The sequence below is a fragment of the Desulfosporosinus paludis genome (assembly GCF_045689965.1).
GTDB lineage: Bacteria > Bacillota > Desulfitobacteriia > Desulfitobacteriales > Desulfitobacteriaceae > Desulfosporosinus > Desulfosporosinus paludis.
The window spans coordinates 439,869-454,467 of the sequence record NZ_CP144211.1 but is presented as its reverse complement, the minus strand read 5'-3'; the positions used below and the strand labels follow the sequence as shown (position 1 = coordinate 454,467).

The window sequence follows — 14,599 nt, the reverse complement described above, 5'->3', positions numbered from 1 at the left end:
CTAAAACGAAAGGATCTGAAAAGATGTCTAAATTTATAAATGGACCAACTCTCCAAGAAATCGAAAACTTCCACACCGATGTTCCGCCGTCAGAACTTCCAAAAGTGGAGTTTAGACAAGACTTTAATTTGCCATCATTTGCACAAAAAGGCACCTCTGAGGCGTTGGAGGATAAAGGCGCGTGTGATTGTGCCAATAAGGGTAAAGGAGAAACAGAGAAGGCTAATTGCTTTGGCGATATTGGAGATTTTGACGACCTCTGCCCGGAATGTGAAGATCGGTTAGCTTGCCAAGATGAATATGCGTATCGAATGGAGTTGAATAAGCAATTACTCGACAGCTTAGCCGAACCCGATCCAGAGTGGCATCCCGATCTTTCAGACGAACAAGTAGAACGTTTGATCGATGAGATCAAAAAACCAATCACAGATGAAGAGATTTGGGAGGGCATCGAGCAAGACATCCAGGAGTTGCGTGAGAGAGCGATCAGAAGGGCTGTTACGCAGATTAGGGCAAAGTTGTTGCTAATGCTGGAGTCGGAGGAGGTTATGGGATGAGTGAAGTTAAGTTTACGACGGGTCCTTGGATTAGAAGTATCCGTGGATTTCAAGTATTAACATATGACAGCGAGAACGGCATTTGTGAATTAAAGGATGCAAAAAACGAAGCAGAGAAGATTGCTAATGCCCAACTTATTTCTGCAGCTCCTGATATGTACGAAGCGTTAAAAAAGCCAAGGCAATAATAGACGAAGTTATGAGTTGGGACGGAGGCCTACAGGTTTTCGGATGGCACGAAAACGGAGATCCAATTTCACTTGATGCGATGATATTCGACAATATACCTATTGATGATTTGGCGGAGATAGATTCGGCAATTGCGAAGGCTCAAGGCGGAGAAACAACATGAAATTTATCCTAACATGGTGTTTTCTCATAGTGATAATTCTAGCTTTTAATCATGGAGCGCATGGGAAGGGGAAGATGTGATGAATAGAGAGATTCTTTTTCGCGGTAAGCGAGTTGATAACGGCGAGTTGGTTTATGGTTACTACATTAGGTATGAACACATGGGAATTGTTAAACACATAATTGTTGTAAATTGGGCGCAAGTCTATGCCAATTCTCATAAAGTTATCCCTGCCACAGTCGGCCAATTCACCGGACTTCGCGACAAAAACGGCAAGGAAATCTATGAGGGAGATATTTTAATATCAGATACCTATCCTGATAATATTCTGAAAGTTGAATATCGTGATAGTTCGTTTGGGGCTTATCCTATTCTAAAGGGTAATTCAGGAGTCGTAAATCTACATGTTCTAGCGCTTAATACTTACGAAGTGATTGGGAATGTTCATGAAAATCCTGAAATTCTTGGGGTGAAAGCATGATACTTTCAATCGACCCGGGAAATATTGAATCTGCTTACTCTCTCCTTGATGACAATTTGAAACCTATAAAATTCGGAAAAGTACCAAACGAAAAACTTCTCGAAGACTTAAACATGGACAGATTTCACCATGATGATAATTTTTCCGTGAATGTTATTCCTCACTTCGCTATAGAAATGGTCGCTCACTATGGAACTGGAATGCCAGCAGGGAAAGAGATATTTGACACTTGTGTCTGGATTGGTCGTTTTTGGGAACAAGCGAATTTCGAGCATAAGAAGTTCATTTATCGCAAAGAGGAAGCTGTCAATCTTTGTAACAGCGTTAAGGCGAAGGATAAAAACATAATTCAAGCTTTAGTTGATCGTTTTGCACCCGGGCAGAAAAATTATGGTAAAGGAACAAAGAAGGAACCTGGTTGGTTTTATGGGTTTGCGGCTGACATTTGGCAAAGCTATGCAGTCGGAATTACTTACCACGACTTATATCTTAAGGAGGAATAACCATGGACAAGCAAATTAAATCCTGCACAACATGCAAGGATAAATACAAACATTTAATCGAGGAACCATGCGCGAGTTGTAAACCTTTAGGAAAGATGGTGTGTGCGAATGGATAAACATAGGGAATGGATAGCCAAGGGAAAACCAAGAATTGGGATTAAATTTCCAATCCTTAATGGCTTAACCCCTACAAAAGAATCATGCACCATGAAAGTCCTTGAAGAAGTTGGAGAGTTAATGCAACTTATCGGTAAGGGACAGGGTAAAAGCGGAGAAAAAGAAATGATAGATAACCGAAAATGGGCTGTATATTCCATCAAGGAATCACTAGACACAGCTCAAGCGGCTATAACTATGGCGCATACACTGTGCGAAGAATACGACATTGATATTGGTTTGATGATGGAATTGCATGAGAAAAAACTCAGAGAGAAGGGGTATCTGGTATGAATAATTTCAGGGAAGAAGTCAAGTGGTTTGCTGGTGAGATGAAAAAGACTCTTCAAGAAAATGATCATAAAGGTGGATGGGACAATTGTAGCCTATGGTACCTAATTGGGCGACTACGTGAGGAAACAATTGAGCTCGAAGAGGTATTGCACAGAACTAGGTTTGACAAAACAAAACTTACTGAGGCAATCAAAGAGGCCACAGATGTTGCTAATTTCGCCATGATGATTGCCAATAATACATTAAAAGAGTTGGAGGAAATCCCTAATGTGCCAATGCCGTGAATGCAAAGGACAAGCATGTGTCTGTAAAACGTGCCATATGAGCAAGACTTGTCTATATTTCTATACAAATGATTGCCGATTAGTGGAGATTGGAGTGATAAAACAATAATGAAGGCATATGTTGCTGGAAAAATAAACGGAAATGAAGACTTTAAATCTCAGTTTGACGCAGCGCAACAAGAACTCGAATCGCAGGGTTATGTAGTCATGAATCCATCGGTCCTAAGTAAAGGTTTCGAACAAATGGAATATCTTCATGTCTGCAAAGCAATGATTGATGTTTGCGATGTAGTGTTTTTCTTGCCCAATTGGAAGACAAGCTGCGGCTCAAATTATGAACTTGGTTATGCAACTGGAATCAAGAAAGAAGTAAGATTCCTATAGGGAGGAATGATTAAGATGACACACTCTTACTACATTACGCCCCAAGAATACTCCACAGCCCAACAAAATGGCATTCCAGAACGAGCGGTTAATATTCGAGTTAGAAGTCAAGGCTGGCCCAAGGAAAGGGCCATCACCGAGCCATTACACCAATTCAAAAGCCATCAAGAATGGCCCAAAATAGCCATAGCAAATGGAATTTCTGCTCCGACATTTCACTCGCGACTCAAAAGAGGATGGAGCCACGAGAAAGCAGCAACAACACCGATAATGGATATTGGCAACGCTACGGCTGAACGGAGTAGGAGATATCCTAAAGAATTTACGGATAGAGCCAAAGCATTAGGATTATATAAGCATTTTATCTATAGGGTAAAACACGGATGGGATATGGAAAAGGCTTGCTCTACTCCACCCATGAGTAAGAGGGAGATTGGGGAGATTGCGAAAGATAGATCAAAGTGGAGGAATGCGGCAAACATGAGTAAACAGAAACCTGTCATAAAATTCGACGAAACCAAAGCATTAGAACTCTATCATGCAGGAATGACGGATACGGCTATCGCAAAGGAACTTGGAGTTAAATGGCAGGATATCACGAAATGGCGACATAGGAATGGCTTGCCTGCGAACGTGAATAGAGGCGGGCATTTAAGGAAACCCGTTAGTGCTGTGGAAAAACTGTGAATATGTGGATAAAGCGAGGGGGAGTTATACTTGTACGACAAAGAACAAATTTACGATGAACAGATAGCACCATTAATGACTAAAATTATCGAGATTTGCCAAGTGAATGACATTCAAATGCTGGCGAGTTATTTTCTTAAAGATAAAACTGAGGATGAGGAAGATATGCTTTGTACAACTTGTCTTTTGCCTGCAGAAAACAGAAACAAGACGTTATTTATAAAAAACGCAAAAAATCGTAGAGGGGAGAAAGGTGGATATTAAAAGATGGCCGAAGCAATCTCAACAACCAAAAACTTCCTTGATTCCCTAAATACCATTGAGAAGGAATGGGGTAATTGGGTTGATGATCTTAAATCCTGTGAGATGGAAACTCAAGATCTGCTTCATGAGATAGAATTAACTAAGTTTGATGTCTTTCGTGGTTATAAATTGGCTAAGCAACTTCAAGAGATTAGACAGCGTAGGAGAAATCTAAAAGACACCATGGAAATCATGAGGAACCTGAAGGATTTCCTGGACAATAATAAGCAACTTAAGATTAATCTCTTTAAGACATTGACTACCATGGAAAAGGCTGAAGAAAATCAGGGGCAAAGGATGTATCATCCGAGGGTTAGGATGGATATTACATTAGCCGAGAGGGTGATTAACGAATGAAATGCCCTAACGGAATACGAGAATGCCCTAACGGATGGACAAACTGCGAGCTATGCGCAAATTACCAAATGTGCAAAGCAGGGTTGTATTACGGCGAACCAATTGAAGAATCAATCTTTGACGAACCAGAGCAAACCGGTCCTGAAATTCTTCGTCAAGCCGCTGAGATAGCGGAAAAAGTTACACAAGCCGATGCTATAGAGTCGGCAGAGAAAATAAAGGGTACATGGGCAGAGCGATTCTTGACTTTATCACCAGATGAGGGTTTGAATGAGTTTTATTCCAAACATACACCGGATTTGCATCATAAGGAGCCGTTACCATTAGATGGTGGAGTTGTACACGGAGGAGGGAGCAAAAGTAAGAGACACAAAAAACCTCCAAGGACAATGGCAGAATATCTTAAAACGTGGGGAGTATAAACTTTTAGTATAGCATAGTTGACCAATCTTGACAAAGCATGGTATAATGGACTCAATACGTACGCCCTGCTGACAAAAATCGGCGGGGCTTTCTTTATGCCTATCTGTAGCGTTCCTTAATTGGAGCGCTTTTCTTTTTGGCTCATTTTTTATCCTCCACTAGAGCGCCTATCGAATTGATGGGCGTTCATTTTTTAAGGTAGGTGATCAACTATGTTTAAGCCGGCATTCGAATGCGTTGGATTTACTTCAAGAGAAAAAGTCGTTGCCATTAATTGTGGCAACTGTAATAACTGGAAAAATAGCAGTTGTTCTGTTCGCGCTATATTAGACGAACTTTACGCCGAGAGCAAGAGGTTCAGGGCGTTTGATCATATGATGCGAGAGAACAAGGGGATTGAGGGGCCGATTTAATCTAGCTGCTCGAATGGAACTAGGGCATCAAAGATCATAGGGCGGCAGAGAAATCGAGCCTTGAGTAACAGAGAAGTATTATTAGAGTTACTAGGGTTATTGATTACAAAATGGGAAATTTGATTGAATGAGCATTATTTAATGGCATTAGATGAAGGAATAATTCAATGATGATGAATTGATATTTCTTAAAAGTGCTTTGAAAATTATTGGTTTCGGCGCACGTTCGCCCTATATGATAAACTTTCACTTTTGGAGGTAGTAAAAATGGTCAAATTTGAGGACATGAAACCCGAAAAACAGAGGGCTTTACTGCTTCTCACAAGACAGATAGTAGACCCTGACGCACCACGAATGACTTATGATGAGATAGCACTAGAAGTAGGAATATCAGAGCGGCAACTATTTAATTGGCGCACCCAAGATGATGATTTTAAGGCAGTCAGGAAGCAATTGGTAGACTCTTACGCTAGCGAAATGATCAGTGAAGGGTTCTCTGCCCTACGTAAACAGATACGTAATAGAAGCAACGTGAAGGCCGTAGAGGTATTATTCAAGTCTCAAGGTATGCTAATAGAGAAACAAGAGGTTACAGCTAACATAACTACAGAAATCAGCGAGCAGAGCAACAGTGAACTACTTAATGAGCTAGATACATTAAGGGCAAAGGTAGATAGCGAATGACGAAGTAATTACACGTACTATTTTTAGTTCATAACTAGCCAATTACACACCTAAATAGGGGCTTAAATAGCTCATATAGTACGTGTAATACTAATTATACGCACTATAACAACGACTAAAGATGGGGCGTATGGGGGTACGTATGCCACTCCTTTGCAAGAAATTGGGTGGGTATTTCACCGAACACCGCGCCGCCTTTTCACACGTATTTATAACACTTCAAAAAGTCGAGGGCAGCCATCTTTTTTATGCAAATCCAGAATCCAAAACCTCAATACCTCTAAAATAATTTTCAAAAATTTTTAGAATCTCGGGCCCTTCACTTTATCGAAGGGTTTTATTGTTGTCTGAAAGAGGTGTATCAAACGAATGACCATACCTTAATAGTTCAAATAGACGAAAATACCAGAGTTATTGTAGATAAAAATACGGGCGAAAAACTCTACACTCAATATAGGATTAAGGATATTTGGCGACAAGATGACGAAAAGGTTATGGTTCATAAAATTGATTCGGGGAGAAAACAAAAGGGCAAAAAGAAAAGTAATACCCCAACTAACCCGGATTTCATCTGCGTATACAGGGATAATTGGAATGACCTAATAAGAAAGAAGAAATTGTCATTTGGTGAACGCGGAGTATTAATGTCCCTCATCGGTTTTACCGATTGGAGATCTAATATCCTTGTTCACCCTGATACTCATCAAGTTCTTAATGAATCGACTTTGGCAGCACTCCTTCAGTGTGACAGAAAACAGTTATCGACGTATCTAGCATCTTTAAACAAGTGCGGCTTAATTGCGATAGTGAAAACAGGGGATAGAACGCCTAATAAATACATGGTGAATAGCAACTTAGCTGTATTCGGTAAGACGCTCAAGGATACCGCCGAACACGGAGTGTTTAAGAATGTGGAATGGAAGCCGATCATGCCGATTGAATTTAAAGACGAAAAAACGGATTCAAAGATTAAGAAGGAGTAAAAATTGAAACCCTTGGTACATGCGGTTTCCAGGATAGGCAGTGGGGCGATATGACACCACTCAGTGGGGCGATATGACCCCACCTAAGGAGTTATTTTAGGGTAATTGAAAGGGAGTTTATAGTATGGAAAAGTATATCGGGGCGAAGATTATTACTGCAGAACCTATGAATCTTGGTGATTATAATAAATCAAGAGGATGGACAATTCCTGAGAATGAAAATCCGTTAAGAGAGGGATATAGAGTTATTTATCCCGATAATTATGTCAGTTGGTCTCCTAAAGAAATCTTCGAAGAAGCTTACCGCAAAACTGACGGAATGACATTTGGATTGGCAATAGAGGCCACGGTAAAAGGCTTTTGCATAGCACGTGAAGGTTGGAATGGTAAAAACATGCATGTCACCAGAACTAAGCTCTATACCCCTGACAATATACAGATAAACAATGACTGTTTATTGCTCTTTAATGTTACCGGTAAATATAATACATGGGTTCCGAGCATAACCGATATCATGGCCGAAGATTGGCGAATAGTTGAGTAAAAATAAAAGGGCTCCAATTCTTATGGGAGTCCTTAACCATACTTTTTTAAAAATCCGTCTTATCCATCGCCTTCAACATCTCATCCATCGTCGGCTTAGTGTAGCGCCTGGTCACATTGATATCCGCATGGCCTAATATTTCAGCCACCGTCGAAAGATCTACACCAGCATCAACCAATGACTTCGCTCTTGTGTGCCTGAGCATATGCGGATTAATCTCGTAATGAGAACATAACTTTTGAATAGCACGAACACTAAGCCGCTTGGGAGATCCCTTCTCCGTGGCGAACAGAGCTTCACAATTATCTTGACGAGCGTCTAGGTATTCCTTGAGATATTGACGAGCTTCGGCGCTCAACGGAATCTTACGTTCCTTGTTACCCTTGCCAATAATGGTGATATAAGAGGAATCTCTACGAGCGCCCATTTTAACATCGTTTCGATTTAGACTAACCAATTCAGCTACACGAAGGCCGGTTCTGATTAACAAATTGATTATAGCCATGTTTCGCAAGTTCTTGGTTCGCTCAACATCCCTCAAGAGTCGATTGCGGTCATTCTTACCAAGTGACTTCGGAGCCACATTCAAAATCTTAGGTGCTTGCGGCAATCGAATATCTTTTAAAGCTGTGTCCTGGTTACTCCAATGGCAAAACGCTGCAACGGCGGCATATTCACGGAGTACTGAGGAGGCGGCTTTTTTCTTAACCGTTTGCATCCAAGAAACATAACTTTGAACGTCTAATCGCGTGAGATTGTCGAGTAAGCCGCCGGAGCCTTCCAAGTATTCATTAAAACGCTCAAGTGAGTATCTATATGCTTTCTGCGTAGATCCAGATCGACCGTTCATTCCGGTGGTGATAAAAGAATCAATTTGGTGAGTCATAATTAAACCTCCTTAATTACACGAACTATTTATACGCATAATATACCATTATCAAACCGTGATTACAAGGGGTTTAGCGAAATAATTACACGAACTATTGAAGGTGATTTTCTATGACCGACCAGGAACGATTACAGAGGATTGGAATCCTAACGGAACAGGCTAAAATCTACGGACAATTGCACGATAATGGCAAATTAACACCTGTAGATACAAAGAAGTATGTCGCTACCTTGCGAGAGCTGGATCGACTAAGAGAAATTGAGAAATGTCGTTGGGACCGTATAGCCTTTGCGAAAAGATATTTTAACAACGGGAGACTGTTAAAGCCAGAAACTCCTTCACCGCCATTTCATTACGACATGGCAAAAATGATACAAGATGCTATTGACGACACGACGCATAATTCATTCTTCGCAGCAGTTGCTCCTCGTTCTCATGCTAAATCAGTTTTCGGAACAGTTATCACAGCTTTACATACAGCCTGCTATGGGATTCACCCTTACTTAGTCATTATTGGTAACAGGCAAGAAGGAGCCAAGCAACTCTTAGCCATGATTAAGTACGAGTTAATGAACAATGATGACCTACGAAGAGACTTTAGTGATCTCTATAATAAGTCACAATGGTCCATGATGGAGATTGTTACCTCTACCGGTATTAAGATTCAAGCGGCAGGCTCAGGGGATGCCCTACGTGGACTTAATCATCTTGGTGCCCGTCCATGGATTCTAATGGATGATATCGAGAAGGACCCTGACGTAAATAGTGCTGATTATCGAGATAAAATGCACGAGTGGTTTAATTCGGTTGTTGTGCCCCTTGGTTCTCCTTCTCCTGGTGGAACTAAAATCATATGGGTTGGTACGATTCTCCATATTGATTCAGTCTTAAACCGAGTCATGAAAGGCGATACTCGATTTAAAACTAAACGCTACTCTGCAATTGTTTCTTGGCCTGAGAGAATGGATTTATGGGAGCAATGGGGCGAGATATTAACCAATAGAAATTTTGACGATGCAGAAAACGAAGATGAAGCGGCACAAATGGCTGGAGCCAAGGCCCTAGAGTTTTACGAACATAACCGTGAGGAAATGGATCGAGGATCAGAAGTTCTCTGGCCTGAAAGAATGTCGCTCTATGACCTCATGGTGCTTCGGCAACAGAACAGATTATCATTTCTCAAGGAATATCAAGGAGATCCCAAAGACGAAACCACAATCCTCTTTAATCAATTCACCTATTACGATCTATCCGAAATCAACATGGATGATCTTGATATCTATGGAGCACTTGATCCCTCCCTTGGCAGAACCGATAAATCAGACTTAAGTGCAATAGTGACCATTGGCCGGCATAGAAAGACCGGCATTATTTATGTCTTGGATGTAGATGCCAAGCGAAGAAGTCCAGACAAGATTATCGAGGATGTTATCAAGAAGGCGAAGCAGTTTGATTACAAAGGTTTTGGCGTGGAAACGGTTCAATTTCAATACCTCCTAGCCACTGATTTAGCTAAACGAAGCGCCATAGAAGGTGTATATATTCCAATCCGCGAGATTAATCAAAGCAAGGATAAGTGGCTACGGATAGCATCTCTTGAGCCATTAACAACGAATGGCTTTATTCGATTTACAAAAGCACAGCGAGAATTAATTTCAGACTTACAGGAAGTCGGAACTGACGGGAGTCTCCCGAAGTATGACGACAGACCGGATGGCCTAGAGATGGCAGTATCTTTAGTTCGCCAAAACAAACGAAGGTTGGCATTCGGAACATTGTAGAGAGGGGGTGAACAACATAAGTTATTGGAGCGATTTATGGGCCGCTATTACTGGCAATGCCCCAAAACCAAAGGCCGGAATAAATCCTTTCTATTTCTCCTTCACGAGTGGATCAGGGCGGCCCCAGCCCAAAATAAGCATGAACTTTACCAAATTGAGGGCATTTAGCGAAAGCCCTATCCCTCGTAGAGCCGTGGATTATATTAAGAATCAAATTTCAATGCTGGAATGGGACATTGTTACAAAAGATGGCAGCAGCTTAACGGATGAGCAAAAGAAAAACGCTCAAATTATCAAAAACATCTTGGAGTATCCAAACAAACAAGCGTCTTGGCGCACTTTTAACGAGATGATTGTTGAGGATTTGCTTGTTATAGGTCATTCTCCGACGGAAAAGCGCCCATGGCCCCAAAACAAGGACAAGCCACTGGTTCTATATCCCTTTGATGCCGCAAGCCTTGAACTTTATGCAGATTGGGACGGATCAGACAGTAAGGCTAAATATGCACAAGTTGACCGTTATGGTGCGGTTGTTGACTTTAAAGACAGTGAAATTATGTATCTCCGTTATAATCCTCGCACAAGTACACCCTGGGGGTTATCGCCCTTGGAAGTAGCAGCTCAAACCATTGACTATCTCTTAGGCACGCAAGCCTATGCGGGCAGCGCAACATCAAAGGCTACTGCCAGAAAAGCGCTTGATCTTGGGGAAGAAATTGACCAAGAACAGGTTAAAGAATTCCGCCAATATTGGCGCGATGAGGTAGAAGGCCGAGGAAGGATGGCCATATATGGTGGTACTAAGGGATCAAAGTCTATTGAGCTAGGTGCCGCCAACGATGAGGCGTTGTTCCTTAAATGGCAACAATTCCTGATAAACCAAATAGCTAATGCCTTTGGAATGGACAGTCAAAAGTTCGGTGCAGTTTTAGCAAGCAGAGCAACAGGCGATATCCTTGATGATGCGACAGACGAAGGAGCCATTAGACCATTAGCCCACTCGATCACAGCGGCTATCAACCGGGAAATCATTCAAGAATTAGGCTTTACTGAGTTAGTATTTCAGTTTAGGTGGACAACAAACTACAAAGATCGTAAATCCTTAGCAGCTATCCATCAAATTTATGCTACATGTGACCTCAGAATGATAGATGAAATCCGCAGGGAAATGGGCGATCCTCCACTACCTAATGGCAAAGGGCAATACACCGTGGGCGAATACAGAGCCATTTATTGCGCGCTTAATACCACGAATGCCCCTCCACCTGGCGTTATGTCGGATGAGCAAAAAACTGGCATGAACCCTGGCTATAATACGCCAGCACTTCAAACCAAACCGGCGTTAAATCAAACCGCAAACCCATTAAAGGCGGCTGCAGATAACAATACGAACCACGATGAAAAAAAGTTCATTCAGCTATTTATTCTCTTAATGCTTCAAGTGCGTTCCGGTACGGCAAATTCGATTAATAATCTTTACTCAAGCTATTTGCCAACCAAGGATAATCAAATCGAACTAACCAATGGCCTAACACAACTTTACAATGACACTTGGCTATCCTCTTATAATCGCAGGCGGCTAGAAACCGGAGGCGGGGTACTTAACGAAGTGCCGAGCGAGATCAAGGTAAAATATGAACAATTAGCCCAAGAAATGTCTAACGAGATCATGAAGACCTATAAAAAAGAGCTTCTAAATCGCTTGGACGAAGAGATTAAAAAACGAGCCGGAATGCCAACCGATCAACTTGTCAAAGAGGTTGAATCAGAGATCAAAGGATGGCTTGCAGAACGTGCAAATTACAAAGCCGAGCAAATAGCGTTACAGGAATCCGGCAAAGCGTGGAATGATGGTTTATTTGCACATGACAAAGAATTTGCCCCAGAAACCGAATATGAAGTTTTGCCCGACAGCTCAGAGCATGACGCTTGCTTAGACATCATCAACGGCGCTCCCTATACGTTAGACACCATTCCTGCGGAATTACCATTACACCAAAATTGCCCACATCGTTACTATGCCATCGTGAAGAGTTGAGAGGAGGTGAGTGAAAGTGAATGAATTAATGCTCAGTGCCATGGGTGGCGCAGTGAGACTTGGAAATCTTGATAATCCAAACAAAATGCCTTTCAGTGGCGTTTTAACTTACCTTAATGTGCCCTCAGACCTTCCGCCTGGAGGATCAGGAGGGTTAAAAGTGCTTATCCCTCTGGATGTTGGCAAAGAGGCCGTTGAAAGCCTTAAAGGGATGCCTGTAAATCTCAAATCCAGTATGGATGATCACGACTCGCAAAAGGTAGTGGGCATATTTGAAGATGCATGGGTCGGTGAAGATTCGGGAGATGGCATTCCGATCCACGTCAAAGGACATATATTTGCTAAGAACTTTCCTGATGAGGCGATGGATATTAAAGCATCACAGAATGATCTTGGTTTTTCGTATGAGACTGGCAAAACATCCTTGGAATCAAGTGAATATAACGGTGAACAAGTAGCAAAGGCCAAAAAGTTAATATTCACCGGAGCGGCTATCTTGTTCAAAAAATCTGCCGCATATCAAAAAACATCTCTTGCGGCGAAAGGAGTTGGAAATATGTCCTTACCTGAAGGTATGGAAGCATTAACCACTACCTTACTTGAAGCTATAGGCGGCTTGAAGGACTATGTTGATACACGCCTTGACCAATTTCAAGACGTACTCGAAAAAGTCAATATAGCCAATGCCTCTGAGGAAGTGGAAGAAGAATTTGAGGATGAGGACGAAATCAAGGCCTCCGGACTAACAACAGACCAGCGCAAAAAGATGGATGCTAAAGATTTTGCTTTACCATCAAAAAGAGCTTTTCCCATGAACGATGAAAAACACGTCCGAATGGCATGGGATATGGTTAACCGCAAAAAGGGGTTAACAGATGCCGAAAAAGAAGAGGCTCGGAATAACATTCTCAAACGAGCTAAGGAATTGGGAGTAGATACTTCCGATTGGAACAAAAATTTAAAAGGAGATGGAGACGTGGAAGCTAAGGAAATTAGTGCAGCCCTTGAAAAATTGACCACAGTCGTAACCACATTGGCTACAGATGTAGCAGAATTAAAGGCTGGAAAAGCACAGGAAGGAACCTCGACCGAAGGAACCGGGGCAACTGAGGGGGTAGGAGCAACGGTAAATGCTGGTGCTGGTGCTGAACCGCCTCGCAAATCCAAAGAGCTTATTGCTAAATTTGAAAAAGGCGAAGGTCAAACCGAAGGTGACGGCGGAAAAGAAACAGACGTTTTCGCCAGTATCGATAAGCAAAACCTCGATCCAATCATGTCCATGGCCGAAAAACTAGCCGCCGTATATTCCAAATAAGTAAGACCGTGCAAAAAACTGCATAGGTCTTTTTTGCTGCCTTCTAAGGCGGCTTTTTAATGTCCAAAAATAATAAGGAGCGTGATTACATTGTCAAATAACCGCTATCAAGTTGGATTCGTTGACCGCGACGATGAAGGGTTAACCAAAATATATGCAAAGGGAGTTGTAACCCTTAAGGCCGCTGCCGATCTCAAGGCTGCCGCTACCGATTATCAAAACTTTGGTACTTTGCTCACTCCACAATTTGAACGAGAAATCAAAGATATCGCTCGTCGGCGTGGGGTATTTGGGCAATTGATTGAACAACAGCAAACACCGGCCGTAGGGCATCCTCATCGTTGGTACGAACAATACGTGCTGCCTAACACTGGCGGCTTTACTGATCCGCGAAACATTACTCCTACTGCTGCGAATAATGGTAGTTCTCTCCGGACTGAAAATGCGGCCAATGTTCGTGCGCTTACGGGCCAAATCAATTTTGGCTTATTCGACCAACAAACCGCTGCGCAAACCTCTATTTTCCCCCAATTAGTCGCTAAAGATCTGAAAGACATGATTACTGCCATTTATCAGGCCGCTGACCTCGCATATTTTACCGGTGCAGCTACGAGCCTTACTGATGGTTCCAGCGTTCAATATTGCTCATTAAAAACACAGATCACAAATACTATCCAAGTTAATCCCGGCGCCTCTATCATTGATGCTATTCGTACTAAGATTGCCACTTTGATGGCAAGTCAAGTGGTTGTTGTTCGCCCGACTCACATCTTTATGAATCCTTTGCTTGTTGATATCTTAGAGCAAGAAATTAAGAACGCGGTCAATACCATGAAGCAAGTTCCAGCGGGTGAAACTGAAGTTGTGCCGGGGATTATCGTTCCTGCCATTCGCACTGCCGCGGGGATTATACCCGTAATTCCTGCATGGGAAATGGCCACTCGGGTATCTAGCGTTCAGGGAGCATCTACAGATTACCCATTAATGATCTGCTCTATGGATCTTATGGAGCAAGGGTGGATCGGAATGCCTGAAATTCAAATCTATAAGCTTGGGTTGGTGTCGGACCTGGCGGACAAATACGTAGCAGTAATCTTTAATACTGGTGCGATTGTCAAGGGCGCTTCCTACGCTCATTCGTACGGCTATGTTTCCAGATAGGAGAGGCCTT

General features: G+C 42.2%; 20 protein-coding genes. 19 read left to right on the top strand and 1 reads right to left on the bottom strand.

All coding sequences use genetic code 11. The annotated features are described in order from the left end of the window. The first annotated feature begins 23 nt into the window (after positions 1 to 23). From VZF35_RS02235 to VZF35_RS02165, 15 genes are all read left to right on the top strand, one after another. Positions 24 to 557 (top strand): hypothetical protein, encoded by a 534-nt coding sequence (locus tag VZF35_RS02235; RefSeq protein WP_407310568.1) that lies wholly within the window; start codon positions 24 to 26, stop codon positions 555 to 557. Next, positions 554 to 745 (top strand): hypothetical protein, encoded by a 192-nt coding sequence (locus tag VZF35_RS02230; protein WP_407310566.1) that lies wholly within the window; start codon positions 554 to 556, stop codon positions 743 to 745. Before VZF35_RS02235 ends, VZF35_RS02230 begins: the two co-directional genes overlap by 4 nt. An 11-nt stretch (positions 746 to 756) precedes the next feature. Next, complete coding sequence (locus VZF35_RS02225) at positions 757 to 909, top strand: hypothetical protein (protein WP_407310564.1); 153 nt, start codon at positions 757 to 759, stop codon at positions 907 to 909. Positions 910 to 988: 79 nt separating this feature from the next. Continuing rightward, positions 989 to 1,390, top strand: coding sequence for a YopX family protein (locus VZF35_RS02220; protein ID WP_407310562.1), 402 nt, complete (start codon positions 989 to 991; stop codon positions 1,388 to 1,390). Continuing rightward, complete coding sequence (locus tag VZF35_RS02215) at positions 1,387 to 1,893, top strand: hypothetical protein (RefSeq protein WP_407310560.1); 507 nt, start codon at positions 1,387 to 1,389, stop codon at positions 1,891 to 1,893. Before VZF35_RS02220 ends, VZF35_RS02215 begins: the two co-directional genes overlap by 4 nt. A 108-nt stretch (positions 1,894 to 2,001) precedes the next feature. Further along, a complete protein-coding gene (locus tag VZF35_RS02210) occupies positions 2,002 to 2,343 on the top strand; it encodes a nucleotide pyrophosphohydrolase (protein ID WP_407310558.1) in 342 nt (113 codons plus the stop codon). Beyond that, entirely contained in the window at positions 2,340 to 2,627 is a 288-nt protein-coding gene (locus VZF35_RS02205) for a hypothetical protein (RefSeq protein WP_407310556.1), read from the top strand. The genes VZF35_RS02210 and VZF35_RS02205 overlap by 4 nt, the downstream gene beginning before the upstream one ends. Positions 2,628 to 2,735: 108 nt before the next feature. Continuing rightward, positions 2,736 to 3,011 carry a DUF4406 domain-containing protein gene (locus VZF35_RS02200; RefSeq protein ID WP_407310554.1) on the top strand — a complete coding sequence of 92 codons (276 nt, stop codon included), beginning with the start codon at positions 2,736 to 2,738 and terminating at the stop codon, positions 3,009 to 3,011. Between the two features lie 6 nt (positions 3,012 to 3,017). Then, positions 3,018 to 3,698 (top strand): hypothetical protein, encoded by a 681-nt coding sequence (locus VZF35_RS02195; RefSeq protein ID WP_407310552.1) that lies wholly within the window; start codon positions 3,018 to 3,020, stop codon positions 3,696 to 3,698. A gap of 30 nt (positions 3,699 to 3,728) precedes the next feature. Continuing rightward, positions 3,729 to 3,962 carry a hypothetical protein gene (locus VZF35_RS02190; RefSeq protein ID WP_407310550.1) on the top strand — a complete coding sequence of 78 codons (234 nt, stop codon included), beginning with the start codon at positions 3,729 to 3,731 and terminating at the stop codon, positions 3,960 to 3,962. A 3-nt stretch (positions 3,963 to 3,965) separates the two neighbouring features. Beyond that, positions 3,966 to 4,358, top strand: a complete 393-nt coding sequence (locus tag VZF35_RS02185; protein ID WP_407310548.1) for a hypothetical protein — start codon at positions 3,966 to 3,968, stop codon at positions 4,356 to 4,358. Then, positions 4,355 to 4,780, top strand: a complete 426-nt coding sequence (locus tag VZF35_RS02180) for a hypothetical protein (RefSeq protein ID WP_407310546.1) — start codon at positions 4,355 to 4,357, stop codon at positions 4,778 to 4,780. The genes VZF35_RS02185 and VZF35_RS02180 overlap by 4 nt, the downstream gene beginning before the upstream one ends. A 681-nt stretch (positions 4,781 to 5,461) precedes the next feature. Continuing rightward, on the top strand, positions 5,462 to 5,878 hold the full coding sequence (locus VZF35_RS02175) for a phBC6A51 family helix-turn-helix protein (RefSeq protein ID WP_407310545.1): 417 nt from the start codon (positions 5,462 to 5,464) through the stop codon (positions 5,876 to 5,878). 356 nt (positions 5,879 to 6,234) lie between these two features. Beyond that, positions 6,235 to 6,861: a hypothetical protein gene (locus VZF35_RS02170; protein WP_407310543.1), complete on the top strand. Its 627-nt coding sequence runs from the start codon at positions 6,235 to 6,237 to the stop codon at positions 6,859 to 6,861. 124 nt (positions 6,862 to 6,985) lie between these two features. Continuing rightward, on the top strand, positions 6,986 to 7,405 hold the full coding sequence (locus VZF35_RS02165) for a DUF2829 domain-containing protein (RefSeq protein ID WP_407310541.1): 420 nt from the start codon (positions 6,986 to 6,988) through the stop codon (positions 7,403 to 7,405). 46 nt (positions 7,406 to 7,451) lie between these two features. Here VZF35_RS02165 and VZF35_RS02160 read toward each other — a convergent pair whose 3' ends face one another. Next, the gene (locus VZF35_RS02160) at positions 7,452 to 8,291 is read right to left on the bottom strand and encodes a tyrosine-type recombinase/integrase (RefSeq protein ID WP_407310539.1); all 840 of its coding nucleotides are present in this window, start codon (positions 8,289 to 8,291) and stop codon (positions 7,452 to 7,454) included. Between the two features lie 113 nt (positions 8,292 to 8,404). Here VZF35_RS02160 and terL point away from each other — a divergent pair, with 113 nt between their 5' ends. The 4 genes from terL (at position 8,405) to VZF35_RS02140 (ending at position 14,589) form a co-directional block, all read left to right on the top strand. After that, positions 8,405 to 10,075 carry a phage terminase large subunit gene (terL, locus tag VZF35_RS02155; RefSeq protein ID WP_407310537.1) on the top strand — a complete coding sequence of 557 codons (1,671 nt, stop codon included), beginning with the start codon at positions 8,405 to 8,407 and terminating at the stop codon, positions 10,073 to 10,075. A gap of 7 nt (positions 10,076 to 10,082) precedes the next feature. Next, the gene (locus tag VZF35_RS02150; RefSeq protein WP_407310535.1) at positions 10,083 to 12,113 is read left to right on the top strand and encodes a phage portal protein; all 2,031 of its coding nucleotides are present in this window, start codon (positions 10,083 to 10,085) and stop codon (positions 12,111 to 12,113) included. 16 nt (positions 12,114 to 12,129) lie between these two features. Further along, positions 12,130 to 13,428, top strand: a complete 1,299-nt coding sequence (locus tag VZF35_RS02145) for a DUF6582 domain-containing protein (RefSeq protein WP_407310533.1) — start codon at positions 12,130 to 12,132, stop codon at positions 13,426 to 13,428. A 90-nt stretch (positions 13,429 to 13,518) separates the two neighbouring features. After that, entirely contained in the window at positions 13,519 to 14,589 is a 1,071-nt protein-coding gene (locus VZF35_RS02140; protein ID WP_407310531.1) for a hypothetical protein, read from the top strand. Positions 14,590 to 14,599 lie beyond the last annotated feature (10 nt).